Source organism: Neobacillus niacini (assembly GCF_036961885.1).
In the GTDB taxonomy this organism is placed as follows: Bacteria; Bacillota; Bacilli; order Bacillales; family Cytobacillaceae; genus Neobacillus; species Neobacillus niacini_H.
The window spans coordinates 1-2,244 of sequence record NZ_JBALNQ010000077.1; the positions used below are offsets into that span (position 1 = coordinate 1).

Below are 2,244 nucleotides of genomic sequence, written 5' to 3' on the forward strand. Positions count from 1 at the left end.
TATATTACTACACTGCTCCGTTACTTCTATAAGAAATTGGCATTACCTCATTGTTGAAGTATCGCTACCCGTTACTTTAAGTACAAACTTTCACAATCTTCATTTTTCTATTAAGAAATAATTGGATTAATATGGTAAAGTATATATAAGGAGGTTACGATATGGAATTATACTTTCCTAAAATTAATAAGTTCTATTCGTTCCTATTTACTGGAATAATTGTTTTTATCGGATATAATAATATCTTTACCAATTGGGAACTTCAACTTTAAGGATTTAACGAACTTGAGGATTTAGGAAGACTTTTATTTGTACTTGGTATAAGTGTATGTGAAAGTGCCTTAATGACAGTTATTCTTTGGTGGGGAATAAAATCTTTGAAGAAAATTTCAGTAAACCAAATGTTTAAGTATATAAAGGACCAGTCTTTAAGTCCTTTTTTTCTTTTATAAAAAATATAATAATCCAGCTATACCTAATGAGATTAATCCCCCAAAACCAGTATACAATCCAATTTTGGTTTTGAAATGTCTATCTTTAGTTGTTTCTGTATAATAATTAGCTCTTTGTTGTTGTCCATCTGTCCAAGCTCCGATTGAAACACCTGATATAAGAATACACACTACACCTACAATTAGAAAAAATTGAATCAATATAATTCCCCCTTATTTCTACACGCTATATTATTATATACGCATTAATACTTTTATTGTTTCATTCAAGGTTTCCTTGTTTCACTATCCTGCTTCGTTAGTTCAATAAAAAATGATACCAATCTCATTGCTTTGAAAAAATAAAATCCTAGCGATATTATTCATATCACTAGGATGAAGGACTAACTATTTATAAGTTTTCAATTTTTTCTATATCCTCTGCAGATAATACGAAATCGAAAAGCTCTATATTAGATGCTTGATTTTCACGGTTGTGAGATTTAGGAATAACGATCACACCGCGTTGGATTTGGTATTTTAATAAGACTTGTGCACCAGATTTTTTATAGGCTTTACCGATTTCATCCAAAACTTCTTTTTGATGGGCTTCACCTTTCATAGGTCCCCATGCCACAGGTGTAATGTCCTCGTCTTTTAATACGGCAAGGAGATCACTGTTAGGTTCTTTTAGGTTAACTTGTATTTGATTAACAGTTGGCTGCACTTTAGCGATTTCTTTCAATTCATCTAGATGATTTTTTGCAAAGTTTGAAACGCCGATTGCTTTTAGTTTGCCCGCTTCATAATATTCTTCAAAGACTTCCCAAGTGTTTTTAAGTTGTCCTTTGTCTTCGATTGGGAAGTGAATAAGAAGCAGGTCGAGATAGTCTGTTTGGAAGTTTTTTAGACTGTTATCAATCGCTGCTCGAGTAGCTTCCTTTGAAGAAATATATTCTTCGCTGCCTGGCACTTTTGTCGTAATGAATAACTCTTCTCGAGGCACTGTGCTTTCTGCTAAAACTCTTCCGACAAGTTCTTCGTTTCGATAAATGATGGCTGCGTCTATTGAACGGTAACCCAACTCAAGTGCTGATACGAGTTCAGGAATTTCATTTGTTAACGCCCCGTTATACTCGTTATTTTCTTTTCCATAAGTATTTGTACCTGTACCAACAATTGGCATTTTTAACCCATTATTAAGTGTTATGTAATCCATAGTTTAAAGCACTCCCTCTGTATACTCTAATTACTTTACTTACAAAGTACATCATAACAAATTATAGAATTTTCAAAAGGCAATATGAGAGAAGGTATTAATCCTATTTAGATCAACGCCCCCGTTAGCCATCCATGAATCGCTAAAAACCAGCTCTTCACCACAAAGAATGAAAATGTATTGAATCCGTCCATACTTGTTCTAAGGCTGGGAGAGGAAGGTCGATGAACTATGGTGCAATAGAGCCCATCCGTTAGTCTGACTCCAACGACCACGGTGCACCACCGACTGTCGCGCCCTTTAGGGGTAGCACTCATGGGAGATTAATCCTTTTTCTGGTTGTTGCGCCAGCTTTACCTGATTTCATTTTAAGTAGAAGGGTATTAAATTGATTTACCAGCTAACCTTATATTCGATCCTTCAAGAGCTCAGCCTTTTTTTAAAAACTGGTTTTTCTGGGTCTGTTTTTCATGCCCTTTTTCAGTTTTTATTTTCATGGAAGTTCAATAAGAGGCTCTATTTTACTTTTCATACCAAGCTATCTTTGGTCGTGATATTGGATAACCGTTTTGTTTCCTATATAACTTTCTTTCT

2 protein-coding genes are annotated in these 2,244 nt (G+C 34.4%); both read right to left on the minus strand.

What is annotated here, in order from left to right; genetic code table 11:
* Positions 1 to 446 precede the first annotated feature (446 nt).
* Positions 447 to 653, minus strand: coding sequence for a DUF5316 family protein (locus V7124_RS24700; RefSeq protein WP_335417915.1), 207 nt, complete (start codon positions 651 to 653; stop codon positions 447 to 449).
* A gap of 190 nt (positions 654 to 843) precedes the next feature.
* Complete coding sequence (locus V7124_RS24705) at positions 844 to 1,650, minus strand: aldo/keto reductase (protein ID WP_335494318.1); 807 nt, start codon at positions 1,648 to 1,650, stop codon at positions 844 to 846.
* Positions 1,651 to 2,244: the final 594 nt, after the last annotated feature.